This is a genomic window from Bacillus sp. R45 (assembly GCF_021729365.1).
Classification (GTDB): domain Bacteria; phylum Bacillota; class Bacilli; order Bacillales; family Bacillaceae; genus Bacillus; species Bacillus velezensis.
This window is the reverse complement of the sequence record NZ_CP091421.1, coordinates 3,149,112-3,161,957: the sequence shown is the minus strand read 5'-3', so window position 1 is coordinate 3,161,957 and position 12,846 is coordinate 3,149,112. Positions and strand designations below refer to the sequence as shown.

The following is a 12,846-nucleotide window of genomic DNA, read 5'->3' as shown; positions in this document are numbered from 1 at the left end:
AGCTGATGGCAAAAAAACAGATTCTCGGACTTATCATCGCCTTATTAGGCGTCAGCATGTTTTTGCGTATTATCGGCATCGGCGACTTCTTGTTTTGGCCGCTCTTTTTTCTGATCACAGGCTATATTTTTAATAAATATTCCCGCGGCTGGCTCGGCTCCGTCCTGTATATCTTCGCCGCTTTTTTATTTTTGAGGAACCTGTTCAGCGCCACCTTTAACCTGTTCGGCTATGCCTTCGCCGCCTTTCTCATATACGCGGGCTACAGGCTCCTGAAAGGAAAGCGCGTGTATGAACATAAAGAGAAGAAAATCAATCTTGAAAAAGAAGAGCAGCCAAAGCCTTCCGCCCAGACGGAAAGCAGACAGCCGGACCTCCGCAGCTTTTTTATCGGCGAGCTCCGGATGATGAAGGACCCGTTTGAGCTGAATGATTTAAATGTTTCCGGATTCATCGGCGATGTGAAAATTGATTTGTCAAAAGCGATGATTCCCGAAGGAGAAAGCACGATGACCATCAGCGGTGTCATCGGCAATGTCGATGTGTACGTCCCGCCGGATATCGAAGTGTCCGTCAGTTCATCGGCTTTTATCGGCGATATGAACCTGCTCGGATCTAAGAAAAGCGGCATGAGCCCGAATCTTTATAAAGTATCGTCTGAGTACGGCGACTCGCCGCGGCGGATTAAAATTTCAATTTCTTTATTCATCGGCGATGTGGATGTGAAGTATTTATGAGGAAAAAATTACTCGCCAATATTCAGTGGCGCGCCATGCGGATGACTGCGGGGCTCAGTCTGCTCCTTTGTGCGGTGTTTATTACGCTGATGCTGCTGTATTACGGGCTTGACCCGATGCTGCTGTTTTCTTCCGGCTGGTTCGGTATTCCGTTTGTGGTCATCCTGCTTCTGGCGTCTCTTTCGGCCGGATTGATTTCCGGTTATGTATACGGCGGCCGCCTGAAAACAAGAATGGATACACTGATTGAAGCGGTTTTGAAATTTGAAAACGGCAATTTCGCTTATCGGGTGCCGCCGCTCGGCGATGATGAAATCGGCCTGGCGGCAGATCAGCTTAACGAAATGGCCAAGCGGGTCGAGCTCCAGGTCACATCGCTGCAAAAGCTCTCCAACGAGCGGGCGGAATGGCAGGATCAAATGAAAAAATCGGTCATCACTGAAGAACGCCAGCGGCTGGCGCGCGATTTGCACGATGCCGTCAGCCAGCAGCTCTTTGCCATTTCTATGATGACATCCGCCGTCTTAGAGCAGGTGAAAGATGCGGATGACAAAATCGTCAAACGGATTCGCATGGTTGAACATATGGCGGGGGAAGCGCAAAACGAGATGAGAGCGCTGCTATTGCATCTGCGGCCCGTCACTTTAGAAGGAAAAGGCTTAAAAGAAGGGCTGATTGAGCTGTTAAAAGAGTTCAAAGCGAAGCAGCCGCTGGATATTGAGTGGGACATCAGCGATACGGGTGTGTCAAAAGGTGTTGAAGACCATCTGTTCCGCATCGTGCAGGAGGCGCTTTCCAACGTTTTCAGACATTCAAAGGCGACCAAGGTCACCGTCAGACTCGGCGCGAAACATCAAAAGCTGCAGCTTAAAGTCATTGATAACGGGGCGGGTTTTACGATGGATCAAGTGAAAGCATCCTCATACGGGCTGCATTCCATCAAGGAAAGAGCGAGTGAAATCGGCGGCATAGCGGAAATTATCTCCGTGAAGGGAAAAGGCACGCAGATCGACGTGAAAGTCCCGATTTATCAGAAAACAAAAGGAGAGAACGACAGTGATTCGAGTGTTACTGATTGATGATCATGAGATGGTCAGGATGGGTCTGGCCGCATTTTTAGAAGCACAGCCGGACATTGAAGTCGCCGGTGAAGCATCAGACGGGCAGCAGGGCGTCGATCTGGCCGCAGAGCTTTTGCCGGATGTGATTTTAATGGACCTTGTCATGGACGGCATGGACGGCATCGAAGCGACAAAACAGATCTGCGCGAAACTCAATGACCCGAAAATCATCGTGCTGACGAGCTTTATTGATGACGACAAAGTGTATCCGGTGATCGAAGCGGGAGCGCTCAGCTATTTGCTGAAAACGTCCAAGGCGGCAGAAATAGCAGAAGCCATCAGAGCGGCTGCCAAGGGTGAACCGAAGCTTGAGTCGAAAGTGGCGGGAAAAGTGCTGTCAAGGCTGCGCCATTCAGAGAATCAGCTTCCGCATGAAACGCTGACGAAAAGAGAACTGGAAATCCTCTGTCTCGTCGCGGAAGGCAAGACGAATAAAGAGATTGGTGAAGAGTTGTTCATTACGATTAAAACGGTGAAAACCCACATTACGAATATATTGTCAAAGCTTGATGTCAGTGACCGCACGCAGGCAGCCGTATATGCCCACCGCAATCATCTCGTGACATAAAAAAAGGAGAGCGGCGCCGGCACACTCTCCCGAGGGACGGGGTCATTGGGACATTCCCTTTGTTCCGAAATCCCTGATGGCGACTTTGACTTTGTATTCAATATCCGATTCACTGAAGTGATGATCCCAGTCAGAGGATATCTTTTTCCATTTATCAGGATAATGAATCCGGACTTGATCGCCTAACCCGGTAATATCCACTTTCAACTCATGCTGCATGTAATCAATGAATGCCATAACATCTGAATGAATACTGCGTTTTACCGCGTTTTTGATTTCATTTATATAGGACTCCTTGAAAGAATCTTCTTTCGGATTCCAATCCTCAGACAGACGGCCTTCAACAAACCGGGTGACGATAAACTTGAATTTTCCGTTTTTATATTGTGTTTTTACATTATATTTGCTGGAAAATACCTCGAAAGATAAATAATAATTGTCATGCTTTGCAAACGTGACGCCTCCCTTTACCGTGCCTGTGAACAGGTTCATATTCTGGACTTGTAAAGGCGTTAAATTCGCATACCAGAATTTATTTTTAATAATGGTAGCGCCCCAGATTTCCAGTCTGCTGCCCACTTTGCGCACTTGAGGAAGGGCAAAGGTTTCGCCCTTGGCGATTTTCTCTGATATTTCCCCCAATGTCACGGGCTCCATCATCCGGATGGTGACCGAATTATTCTCCGTTAAGTCATAGATCGTATTTGACGCAGGTTCTCCCTGGTCACTGATATTGAAAATATCTTTCGTTTTATCCGGCACCGTCATCACATTGCAGCTTCTTCTCGTACCGTTGTCTCTGATAAATTGGTTCATCAATGCGTCAAGCGGAATGTCATCCTTTAACAGCGCTTCGGAAAACAGCATGATACGCAAGTGCTGGGAGAAGGCGGGGTGATTTTTTAACGATGCCGTTCTTAATGCTTGATGGACGGTTTCCCCCGGAGTGGAAGTCACTTTTGTCGTGTCACCTGACGACGACTGCTGGGCACTTGCTTTTTGCGGGACCAGAATCTGCTGTGTCACTTCCACATTTTCTTCCGCGGGTTTATCGAGCCCGACTCCGATAACGAGGCTCAAATCTTCTAAATTGCGGCTGTCCCAGCACCCGGCCAAAAGCAATGTGCAAAATATGATTACGATGTATTTCTTCATTGCGCTTTTTTCACCTTCCTTTTCACAGCGACGACTGCAAACATCAGTAAAGGCAGCAAAAAGAAAACCAAGAAGATATAGCCGAGAATATCACTGAACAGCATCAGCTTGTTTCCGTCTTTTGGCAACAATGATCCGAAGAATGTCGCGATGCCTACGAAGATGATGCCTTTTTTCTGTTTCAGCCCGAAAATTTTATGAAGAGCTGATGTCGCGAAATATCCGTATGATACATAGGTGGCGAAAAACTGGATGATCCAGACAACAAGCAAAAAGGACTCGAACCTTTCAATAAAAAGCCCTTTGATTTCAAATGATTGAAAGAGCGCGATCGTTGGCCAGATCATTGTTTTGACATCCTGGGTGGTTAAGGCGCCGACGACGAGAACGTAGGTAATGATGTATAAAATAATCGGGATGCCAAAGCCTATGGCCGACATGCGGAATGTGTGCTTTTTATTTTTGAGGTACTCGGGGAGAAACAGCATAATCTCAATTCCCAAGAAGGAAACAGAAACGACGGTCAAGGAAGCCATAACGGGAGAAAATCCCTGCCCGAGCACCGGCCGCAGGTTGTCCAGATCAAATATTTTAAAGCTGAAAGAAAACACCACCAGCAAAATAATGATCGTAATCGTTAAATAGAAAGGAAAGAGCCTGCCGATATCGCTCATGCCGCCGATAATTAAATAAACGGAACAGGCGATAAAGATAAACAGTGTGACCGGCACGGGCGTTCTTTCCAATAAAAAGAACTTGACCATTTCCGCCATCGCCCGGGCTTCGAAGCTGGCGACTCCTATAAAATAGAGACAGATCATCAGATTGACAATATTTCCCGCCCATTTGCCGAGTCCTTCATTCATATAATCAAATAATGATCCGTACTGATGCTTTTTCATAATGAGCGTATTGAGATAAATCAAAAAGATAAAGATGACGCCTTCCAGACATAACGCGATCCAGCCGTCCGGCGAATTTGCCCTGGATGACAGCGCCCGCGGCATGGTGAGGAGCCCCGCGCCGAGCATCGTGTTTGCAATCAATGCTGTCCCTTGATAGCTTGTAAGCTTATTGTGAGTTGTTTTCTGGCTCATTTACGTTTTTCGCCTCTTTTGGTTGATTTTTAATAGGGAGACGGAGAATAGAGTCGTTTGCGTTTTTTAAGCTGAAAAATCCATTCGGCGAGAAATACGGAGAACCGAAGCTTCGCTGTCTCGATAAATGAGTGTAGATCGCCAGCATAAATAAAATCATGCCGTACAGCCCGAAAGCTGCCGCGGTAAACATCGAAATAAAACGGAGCACACGGAACGACAGACCCATCCCGTACTGCGGCACCGTAAATGAAGCGAGCGCGACAATGCTGACCACGATGACCATGATGGAGCTGACAATATTCGCTTCAACGGCCGCCTGGCCGATGACGACTCCGCCCACCAATCCGATCGTCTGGCCGAGCGGGCTGGGAAGCCTCAAGCCCGCTTCCCTCAGCAGCTCGATTGTAATTTCCATTACCATCGCTTCAATGATAGGCGGGAAGGGGACGTTTTCTCTGTTCGCCGCGATGGTGACTGCAAGCGACGTCGGCAGCAGCCCTTGGTGAAACGAAACGAGGGCGATATAAATGGACGAAAAAAACAGCGTGATAAAAATAGACGTAAACCTGAGCGCCCGGATGAGCGAGGCGGAAATCCACCGTTCATAATAATCATCGGGAGACTGCATTAAAATTCCTAAAGAAGCCGGAACCACCAGCGCAAACGGCGAGTTGTCGACAAGGATGGCGACGCGGCCGTTGAACAAGGCGGAAGACACTTTATCAGGCCGTTCCGTATTTTGTATTTGCGGAAAGGGCGAATACTTATTATCCTCAATAAGCTCCTCAAGCGTTCCGGAATCCTGGATGTCATCCATCTTCACTTTGCTGAGGCGCTTTACAACATCGCTGACGACAGACGGGTCCGCCTTATCATCTATGTACATGACCGTGGCGTATTTTAACTTGTTTTCTCCGATCGGAACCTTTTTCGTTTTCAGCTTCGGATGGTTCGTGCGCTGCCTGATCATGGCGATGTTTGTATCAGAATCTTCTATGAAGGCGATTTTCGGACCTCTTACGACCTTTTCGGATGTGGGTTCATTTACGCTTCTTTTTTCTCTTTTTCCCGTGGACAAAATGTATACGCTGTCAAGTCCGTTAATAAACACGGCGCATTTTCCCCGCAGAATGGAGATGACGGCTTCCTTCGACGTAAAGACGGGACGGGCGTTGATCTTATCAAGACGTTTCGCCACCGTATCCAGCGTCAGAGTGTCTTCCTCCTGAAGCAGCGTTTCAATCGCCTCTTTTATTTTGTCTTCGTCGTTCATTTCACTCAGATACATATAATAAAAAACAAGCCCGTTCGGAAGCATCTTTTTATTTTGAACCAGGTCATCATTCTGCTCTACGTGGGGAAGCACCAGTGCCAGGTTAACGTGTATGTATTCCTTGAATTCCGATTGCGCCATCGACAGTCACCCGCCTTCCAATCCTTAATTGAGGTTATCTTTTCCTGTTAAAAAAATGATATACTATGATAAAGTATTTAATGGTACAAGTTTTTTTATGAAAGCGGAGGAGAGATGTGGCACAAGTCAGACTGGCAGGGAATGCCGAAGAAATTGAACAGCTCATCAAATCATTTGAAGCGCATTACGAAGTGGCTTACACGTCAAAAGAATACCGTAAAACAAATCCGAAGTATAAATACTCTAAGGATTCGCGCGTCTATCTTGAGCTGAAATTAAAAACGGCCAAGGCCGAAAAATAAAAAGGGTTTCATCTGTTACTGGCGAATAATACTCAGGGTGAAGCAACTGTTATGGAGGGATACATAAATGGACTACAGAATTGAAAAAGACACCATGGGAGAAGTTAAAGTTCCGGCAGATAAATTTTGGGGCGCTCAGACACAGCGCAGCAAGGAGAACTTCAAAATCGGTTCAGAAAAAATGCCTCAGCGTGTTGTGAAGGCGTTTGCAATATTGAAAAGAAGCACAGCGATCGCCAACGAACGCCTCGGCAACTTAGAGTCTGAAAAAGCACAGGCGATTGCCGCTGTATGTGACGATGTTTTAAACGGCAAATACGACGATAACTTTCCGCTCGTTGTCTGGCAGACGGGAAGCGGCACGCAAAGCAACATGAACATGAATGAAGTGGTGGCCAACCGCGCGACTGCTTTATTGAAAGAAAAAAATTCCGAGCTGAAGATTCATCCGAATGACGACGTCAACCGCAGCCAAAGCTCAAACGATACATTCCCGACGGCGATGCACGTTGCGGCGGTTCTTGCCGTATATGAGCAGCTCGTTCCGGCGCTTGATCAGCTGCGCGCGACGCTTGATGAAAAAGCGAAAGCTTATCAGGATATTGTGAAAATCGGACGCACGCATTTGCAGGACGCCACTCCGCTGACGCTCGGACAGGAAATCAGCGGCTGGGTATACATGCTTGACCGTTCGAAAGAAATGATTCTTGAGTCAACGGAAAAAATCCGCGCGCTTGCCATCGGAGGCACGGCAGTCGGCACGGGAATCAACGCCCATCCGCAGTTCGGTGAATACGTCGCGGAAGAAATCACAAAAGTAACGGGGCAGACATTCAAAAGTTCGCCTAACAAATTCCACGCGCTCACAAGCCATGATGAAATCACTCACGTTCACGGCGCGTTAAAAGCATTGGCTGCCGACCTGATGAAGATTGCCAACGATGTCAGATGGCTGGCTAGCGGCCCGCGCTGCGGAATCGGCGAAATCGTTATTCCTGAAAATGAGCCGGGAAGCTCTATCATGCCGGGCAAAGTCAACCCGACGCAAAGTGAGGCGCTGACAATGATCGCCGCGCAAGTGATGGGAAATGACGCGACAATCGGATTTGCGGCCAGCCAAGGAAACTTCGAGCTGAATGTCTTCAAACCGGTTATTATTTATAACTTCCTGCAGACCGTGCAGCTGCTCAGTGACGGAATGAATTCCTTCCATGACAAATGCGCTGTCGGTATTGAGCCGAACCAAGAGACGATTCAGGAAAATCTCTCTAACTCATTAATGCTTGTTACGGCGCTTAACCCGCACATCGGTTATGAAAACGCCGCGAAAATCGCCAAGCTTGCCCACAAAGAAGGCCTGACACTGAAAGAAGCGGCATTACAGCTGAACCTTCTGACAGAAGAACAATTTAATGAAATGGTGCGTCCGGAAGATATGGTGCACCCGAAAGCATAAAAAGAAAGAACGGCTGCAGTCATTGCGGCCGTTCTTCTAAATAAACTGCTGTTTCAGTAAAAATCTGAGCTGTTCTGCATCTTCAGCCAGCAGGTCGGATTCCTTCAAATTCAAAATCATTCCTTTGATGATTGCCGGTTTCGGCGACTTTTTCTTCATTTCCGCTTCCAGAATATCCAAGCTCTCGGTGAATTCGGATGCTTGCGCCTTGTCCATCGTGCCGATGCGCGTGCGGAGGGTCTGCAAGATCGATTGGCTTAAAGGATCGGGCTGCCCGTTATGAAGGGGCCCAAACAGTGAGCTTGCCTCATCAAGAGAAATAAACGCTTCATCATGTCTGTCCGCCATTCCGTTTACGATGTCATCAATTCTGTGAATCACGGTATTTGCCAAAAGCGAAGGCTGTACGGACCGGCCGGTCAGAATGAGATATTCAAGATACATCTGACTGATTCCTTCTATTAAAAAACAAAGCTCGGCTGTGTATGGTTCAGCTTTTTCTCCGTAAATAGCAAGAAGACTGTCGATATGAAACTGCAGGATCGACCGGCGGATTCTCTTTCCGCACTGCGCCGCTTCTTCGGTATAAGGAAGTGAACCGTCTTTCATCTGCATGGTAATAAAATCCTGATGGGCGAGAATCGATTCGTAAAACACCGCAAGCTGTTTTTGATAAGCGGCTCTCGGACTGTCACCCTCCGTTTGGATCGTCGTGATTCGGGTAAACGTTTTATCATAGTAGTAATTCAGCATGGATAGGAGCAGTGCTTCTTTGGAAGGAAAGTAAAGATAAAAAGCGCCTTTTGAGATTTTGCATTCATCGGCGATTTCCTGAACCGATGTAGATTTGTACCCTTTTCGGGCAAACAGTTTGATTGCTGCTTCAATGATCAGCTTTTCTTTTTCCTTCAATGGTTCCACCCTTTCGGAGCCAGGAGGCTGGCTTGTGCTTCTCATGTATGACTATATGGTCATATTGATATTCCGTAAATTTAACCTGATTGTAACTTGTTTTTTTGTTTTGTTTTATTTATATTATAAAGTGAGCTGACCGAATGGTCAAAGTTCTGGCGAAAGGGTGAATCTGAAAATGAAAGAATTAGATGAAATGATCAGCCGCTTGCGAAACAGAGGAATTAAAGTCGAAAAGGTGAAATATCCGAAAAAGACAATTTGTGAAAAGAAATGGGTTCATCAATGCCAAAAACCGCTGAAAGCAAACTACAGAGATTTTAACGGCTATTCCTTCACATAAAAAAAGACTGCAATGAAACACTACAGTCTACTTTGGTATGATAATTCGGTAGATTACACCCGATTGGTCATTTTCAATTGAAATTGATGCTTTATGCAGGGTTAAAATCCGTTTTACGATGCTGAGTCCTATGCCGAACTCGCCTTTCTTCCCTTTATTAAAAGGCTCGTACAAGCTGGATAGCATCTCATCCTCAATCGGAGGCCCGTCATTTTTAACCGTCATGACAATCTGCTGCTGATTTTGGCTGATCCGAATGTGAATCGCCGTTTCTGCATAGCGGATTTGATTTTCAAGAATGTTTTCAAGAAGTTTGCTCCATTGTTCCGGATCACCGGGCATCATTAATGCATCTTCTGTATCAACGCTCCACAATAATTCCTTCCGGGCCCATTTGAGCCGTTCAATGACTTCTTCCGTGACCTTCACAATGTCAAATGTCTCATGGTGCACCCGCTGCTTCATTAAATAATCAAGCTTCGTTAAATATAATAAATCCTTAATTTTCTTCTCAAGTTTTTCTGCTTCGCCTTCAATGACATCAATTGTGGTTTCCAGATCCCCCTTAGGAAAAATCCCGTCCTTTATTGATTGAGTATAGCCCCTTATCACCATGACAGGCGTTTTTAAATCATGAGAGATATTTTGCAGGAGCGTTCTTTCCGTTTCATCCTTTTGCACCAGCTTGCTCCGCATGTCTTCAATGGTATGGCCTAATTTTCCGATTTCGTCTTTTCTGTCGACGATGACCGGATCATCCCAGTCCTGTTCGGAAATCCGTTTGACATGCTTCTCTAAGGAAACGAGCGGGCGCGAGAGATATTTGGCAAGCCAAATCGCCGGAATCCAGCTTAACAAAATCACGCCGGCAATGATAAAAAGCAGCTGCTTGAACAGGGTGAATGCCAGATCATCACGATAAGAATCAAGGGCGTAAGACAGCATCATCGCATCCTGGCCGTTAATGGTGAGGCCTTTTTTAATGACGAAAAATACTTTTTCACCGCTGATGTCCGCGCTGTATCGTTTCGTGACGCTGTGCTGGCGGCCCGCGAGCTTGTACACCTTATGGATAAAGGAAGAAGAAAAATAGTTCAAGTCTTTGTCACTGGCCGATTCCTCCCGTTCAGGCAGAAGAACGTGCTGAACGGATCGGAAAGTCGTCGGAGCGGTCGCATCCTCGCTGTAATATCCCCGCTCGATCGATCCGGGCAGCCGGTACTCCGTCAGTACATGCTGTTCATTTTCAATGGTCGTATACGTTTCATCCGTGAAAAAATTACGCAGCGTATTTGAGAACAGCACGAGAAGCAGAATCGAGATGGCTAAGAGGATGCCTGAGATGACCACCCATATTTGAAAAGCAAGCGGCTTATTTTTCATGACGTCATCATCCTGTAGCCGAATCCGTAAATGGTCTCAACCTTTAACCCGGGCATTTTTTTTCTCAGCCTCCGCACAAGGTCATCGACCACCCGGTCAGTGCCGAAATAATCATGGCCCCATATTTTCAGCAGGATATCTTCTCTGGAAAAGGGGTGTCCTTTATGGTGAAGAAATAAAAGCAGCAGATCAAATTCCTTAGACGTCAAATTGACCAGGCTGCCGGTTTCATCATAAACCTCACGGGCATCTTCGATCACATTGTAGGAAGAAACGGTGATGCCGGTTTTCTTTGCGGCGGGCTGTTCTTTATACACGAGCTCGAGCAGTTTTTGGACCCGTATAATAAGCTCTCTCGGCAAAAAAGGCTTGGCGATATAATCATTGCTTCCAAGCTCTAACCCGAGGACTCTGTCAATATCGGCATCCCGCGCGGAAATGAAAATGACCGGCACATCGGGATCTTTTTCTTTTATTTCTTTTATCAATGTATAGCCGTCCGTATCCGGAAGCATGATGTCAAGAATCCACAAGTGGGGAGACGGCTGCATCTGCTTTCTGGCATCTTCGCCTTTTGTGAAAGATGTAATGTTCCAGCCTTCATTCTCTAAATATTTTGTGAGCAGTTCATTCAGGTTATCCTCATCTTCAACTAGATAAATGGTGTATGACAAGGCATTTCACATCCTTTCAACGTCATTATACTAGTTTTAACATACTCAAGCCGCATTTTCATAATTTCACATATTCTTTTCATTTTTATCCCACAATGTTTGTTTATGATGTGTATAAGGGAAGAAAGGAAGAAAAAAAGCGGGGAAGATAACATGTTCAAACACATTTTGTTTTGGAGCTTTGCTTTTCTCCTTATTATTGGGACAATAGAACTTGTACATGCGATGAATATGTAATCGATAGAATGAAAACATGCTGAAGGAGTGTGCGTGAATATGAACGATCATCGAGATGACGGCAGAAGCCGCGATCAGTCAGATCTTTCACATACGGAACAAAACAGAAATGAACAGCAGCAGATCAGCCATCAGGAGCCCGAGCTGCTTGAAGGGCCCGTCTCGAAAGAACCGGAAAACGAGACGGCTGCCGGTACGGAATTTGCAAAAACGGCTGCCGTGAAAAAAGAAAAAAAACGGAGAGCCGCTTGGCTGAGCCCGATTTTAGGCGGCATTATCGGCGGAGGCCTCGTGCTTGGCATTGTGCCGAACCTGCCGGGTGAGCAGCATAAGACAGAAGCCGTTTCTGATACGAAACAAGTTCAGTCTTCGAATTTTACGTCAACGCCTTTGAAAAATACCTCAAGCGTAGCGGATATGGTAGAAGAGTTGGAGCCCGCGATTGTCGGAGTGTCCAACTACCAAGCTTCGCAAAGCAGCCAGTTCGGACTTGACGGCGGTTCAAGCTCTGAAACGGAAAGCGGCACGGGGTCAGGCGTCATCTTCAAAAAAGACGGCGAAAAAGCGTACATCATTACAAACAATCATGTCGTAGAAGGGGCGAACAAACTGTCGGTCACTCTTTACAATGGGAAAACCGAAACGGCAAAGCTTGTCGGAAAGGATGCCATCAGTGACTTGGCTGTATTGGAAATCAGCTCGTCCAATGTCAAAAAAGCGGCCAGCTTCGGGGATTCCTCCAAGCTCCGCATTGCCGATAAAGTGATTGCCATCGGCAACCCGCTCGGCCAGCAGTTTTCCGGCACCGTCACACAAGGTGTCATCAGCGGGCTGAACAGAACGGTGGACGCCGATACATCCCAAGGCACGATGGAAATGAACGTGATTCAGACGGATGCGGCGATTAACCCCGGAAACAGCGGCGGCCCGTTAATCAACTCAAGCGGCCAGGTCATCGGGATCAACAGCATGAAAGTCAGTGAAAACGGCGTGGAGTCACTCGGCTTTGCCATTCCGAGCAATGATGTAGAACCGATAGTCGACCAGCTGCTTGCAAAAGGAAAAGTCGAGCGCCCGTTTTTAGGTGTGCAGATGATTGACATGGCGCAAGTTCCGGAAACCTATCAGGAAAACACGCTCGGACTGTTCGGCGACCAGCTGTCTAAGGGTGTTTACGTAAAAGAAGTGCAATCCGGCTCACCGGCTGCGAAAGCGGGCATCAAATCAAATGACGTCATTGTACAACTGAACGGCAAAGATGTCGACAGCAGCGCCGATATCAGACAGATCTTATATAACCAGCTGAAAATCGGCGATAAAACGACTGTTCAAGTGCTCAGAAGCGGAAGCAAAAAGACGCTGAACGTCACATTAACGAAACAAACTGAAAGCGCAAGCTGAACGCAAAAAAAGCTGAACCTTCAACTGAGGTTCAGCTTTTTTC

Annotated in this window: 13 protein-coding genes; 7 read left to right on the top strand and 6 right to left on the bottom strand. The window is 46.8% G+C overall.

Going from position 1 to position 12,846, the window contains the following annotated elements; genetic code table 11:
* Positions 1 to 5: 5 nt before the first annotated feature.
* From liaF to L3V45_RS15615, 3 genes are read left to right on the top strand one after another with little or no spacing between them, the layout of a single operon-like run.
* On the top strand, positions 6 to 737 hold the full coding sequence (gene liaF / locus L3V45_RS15625; protein ID WP_003151794.1) for a cell wall-active antibiotics response protein LiaF: 732 nt from the start codon (positions 6 to 8) through the stop codon (positions 735 to 737).
* The gene (liaS, locus tag L3V45_RS15620; RefSeq protein WP_003151796.1) at positions 734 to 1,816 is read left to right on the top strand and encodes a two-component system sensor histidine kinase LiaS; all 1,083 of its coding nucleotides are present in this window, start codon (positions 734 to 736) and stop codon (positions 1,814 to 1,816) included. Before liaF ends, liaS begins: the two co-directional genes overlap by 4 nt.
* Complete coding sequence (locus L3V45_RS15615; RefSeq protein WP_003151798.1) at positions 1,794 to 2,426, top strand: two-component system response regulator LiaR; 633 nt, start codon at positions 1,794 to 1,796, stop codon at positions 2,424 to 2,426. The genes liaS and L3V45_RS15615 overlap by 23 nt, the downstream gene beginning before the upstream one ends.
* Positions 2,427 to 2,468: 42 nt before the next feature.
* On the opposite strand, the gene L3V45_RS15610 is transcribed toward L3V45_RS15615, so the two are convergent.
* The 3 genes from L3V45_RS15610 to L3V45_RS15600 are packed head-to-tail and all read right to left on the bottom strand — an operon-like array spanning position 2,469 to position 6,095.
* The gene (locus tag L3V45_RS15610) at positions 2,469 to 3,581 is read right to left on the bottom strand and encodes a Ger(x)C family spore germination protein (protein WP_003151800.1); all 1,113 of its coding nucleotides are present in this window, start codon (positions 3,579 to 3,581) and stop codon (positions 2,469 to 2,471) included.
* Positions 3,578 to 4,678: a spore germination protein gene (locus L3V45_RS15605; protein WP_003151802.1), complete on the bottom strand. Its 1,101-nt coding sequence runs from the start codon at positions 4,676 to 4,678 to the stop codon at positions 3,578 to 3,580. The genes L3V45_RS15610 and L3V45_RS15605 overlap by 4 nt, the downstream gene beginning before the upstream one ends.
* Positions 4,653 to 6,095, bottom strand: coding sequence for a spore germination receptor protein GerAA (locus L3V45_RS15600; RefSeq protein ID WP_003151804.1), 1,443 nt, complete (start codon positions 6,093 to 6,095; stop codon positions 4,653 to 4,655). Before L3V45_RS15600 ends, L3V45_RS15605 begins: the two co-directional genes overlap by 26 nt.
* Before the next feature lie 116 nt (positions 6,096 to 6,211).
* On the opposite strand from L3V45_RS15600, the gene L3V45_RS15595 reads away from it, so the two are divergent.
* Together L3V45_RS15595 and fumC are read left to right on the top strand one after the other, a co-directional pair.
* Positions 6,212 to 6,397 carry a YvzF family protein gene (locus tag L3V45_RS15595; RefSeq protein ID WP_003151806.1) on the top strand — a complete coding sequence of 62 codons (186 nt, stop codon included), beginning with the start codon at positions 6,212 to 6,214 and terminating at the stop codon, positions 6,395 to 6,397.
* A 67-nt stretch (positions 6,398 to 6,464) separates the two neighbouring features.
* Positions 6,465 to 7,853 (top strand): class II fumarate hydratase, encoded by a 1,389-nt coding sequence (gene fumC, locus L3V45_RS15590; protein WP_003151808.1) that lies wholly within the window; start codon positions 6,465 to 6,467, stop codon positions 7,851 to 7,853.
* Between the two features lie 36 nt (positions 7,854 to 7,889).
* Here fumC and L3V45_RS15585 read toward each other — a convergent pair whose 3' ends face one another.
* Entirely contained in the window at positions 7,890 to 8,765 is an 876-nt protein-coding gene (locus L3V45_RS15585; protein ID WP_014305782.1) for a TetR/AcrR family transcriptional regulator, read from the bottom strand.
* 178 nt (positions 8,766 to 8,943) lie between these two features.
* On the opposite strand from L3V45_RS15585, the gene spxO reads away from it, so the two are divergent.
* Entirely contained in the window at positions 8,944 to 9,108 is a 165-nt protein-coding gene (gene spxO / locus L3V45_RS15580; protein ID WP_003151811.1) for an anti-adapter protein SpxO, read from the top strand.
* 27 nt (positions 9,109 to 9,135) lie between these two features.
* On the opposite strand, the gene L3V45_RS15575 is transcribed toward spxO, so the two are convergent.
* Together L3V45_RS15575 and L3V45_RS15570 are read right to left on the bottom strand one after the other, a co-directional pair.
* Positions 9,136 to 10,491: a two-component system sensor histidine kinase CssS gene (locus tag L3V45_RS15575; protein WP_014305781.1), complete on the bottom strand. Its 1,356-nt coding sequence runs from the start codon at positions 10,489 to 10,491 to the stop codon at positions 9,136 to 9,138.
* Positions 10,488 to 11,165, bottom strand: coding sequence for a two-component system response regulator CssR (locus L3V45_RS15570; protein ID WP_007410069.1), 678 nt, complete (start codon positions 11,163 to 11,165; stop codon positions 10,488 to 10,490). Before L3V45_RS15570 ends, L3V45_RS15575 begins: the two co-directional genes overlap by 4 nt.
* A 276-nt stretch (positions 11,166 to 11,441) precedes the next feature.
* On the opposite strand from L3V45_RS15570, the gene L3V45_RS15565 reads away from it, so the two are divergent.
* The gene (locus L3V45_RS15565; protein WP_236837070.1) at positions 11,442 to 12,803 is read left to right on the top strand and encodes a S1C family serine protease; all 1,362 of its coding nucleotides are present in this window, start codon (positions 11,442 to 11,444) and stop codon (positions 12,801 to 12,803) included.
* Positions 12,804 to 12,846: the final 43 nt, after the last annotated feature.